The 1,082-nt window shown below is 43.3% G+C and carries 2 protein-coding genes; both read left to right on the top strand.

The window, feature by feature from the left end:
- Positions 1–587, top strand: a 587-nt coding sequence (locus SORDD16_RS04755) for a helix-hairpin-helix domain-containing protein (protein ID WP_241733986.1), incomplete at its 5' end; no start/stop codon positions are given.
- 2 nt (positions 588–589) lie between these two features.
- A partial coding sequence (locus SORDD16_RS04750) for a YegS/Rv2252/BmrU family lipid kinase (RefSeq protein WP_128973473.1) occupies positions 590–1,082 on the top strand: 493 nt, incomplete at its 3' end.

Raw genomic sequence — 1,082 nt, 5'->3', positions numbered from 1 at the left:
CGGATATTTACCGTTTGAAAGAAGATGATTTCCTCCTTTTGGAAGGTGTCAAGGAAAAGTCTGCTTCTAAATTGTATCAGGCCATTCAAGCATCCAAGGAAAACTCTGCTGAAAAGCTCTTGTTTGGTCTGGGAATTCGCCATGTCGGAAGCAAGGCTAGCCAACTTTTGCTCCAACATTTCCACTCTATTGAAAATTTAGCCCAAGCAGACCCAGAAGAAGTAGCAAGTATCGAGAGCTTGGGTAGTGTGATTGCTAAAAGTCTTCAGACTTATTTTGCTACAGAAGGGTCGAAGATTCTCTTAGACGAGTTGAAAGAAGCTGGAGTCAATCTGGACTATAAGGGACAGACAGTAGTAGCAGATGCGGCCTTGTCAGGTTTGACCGTTGTACTCACGGGGAAATTGGAACGTCTCACACGTTCAGAAGCCAAAAGCAAACTCGAAAGTCTGGGTGCCAAAGTCACGGGCAGTGTTTCTAAGAAAACGAATCTTGTCGTAGCAGGAGCAGATGCCGGAAGTAAGCTCCAAAAAGCGCAAGAACTTGGTATCGAAGTTCGAGATGAAGTTTGGCTAGAAAGTTTGTAATCATGATAGAAGAAAGAAAACGAGCTCGTTTGATCTATAATCCCAGTTCAGGACAAGAAATTATCAAAGATAACATTGCTGAAGTACTGGATATATTAGAGAATTTAGGCTATGAAACCAGTGCTTTTCAAACAAGTCCAGAGCCTCTTTCTGCACAAAAGGAAGCTGAAAGAGTTGCAAAGGCTGGTTTTGATTTGATTATTGCTGCAGGAGGCGACGGTACCATCAATGAGGTAGTCAACGGTGTCGCTCCTCTTGATCGCCGTCCTAAACTAGCCATTATTCCTACGGGTACAACCAATGATTATGCGCGCGCTCTAAAAATTCCGCTTGGAGATCCCGTTGAAGCAGCAAGGATTATCTCGCAAAATCAAACCATTCAAATGGATATTGGTCGTGCTTTTGGCGATAAGTATTTTATCAATATTGCAGCTGCAGGCACTCTGACAGAGTTGACTTATAGTGTACCTAGTGAGGTCAAGACTCGTTTAGGGT

Origin of the sequence: Streptococcus oralis (genome assembly GCF_001578945.1) — a bacterium.
GTDB lineage: Bacteria > Bacillota > Bacilli > Lactobacillales > Streptococcaceae > Streptococcus > Streptococcus oralis_Q.
The sequence above is the reverse complement of the archived record's forward strand: the minus strand, read 5'-3'. Positions and strand labels throughout refer to the sequence as shown.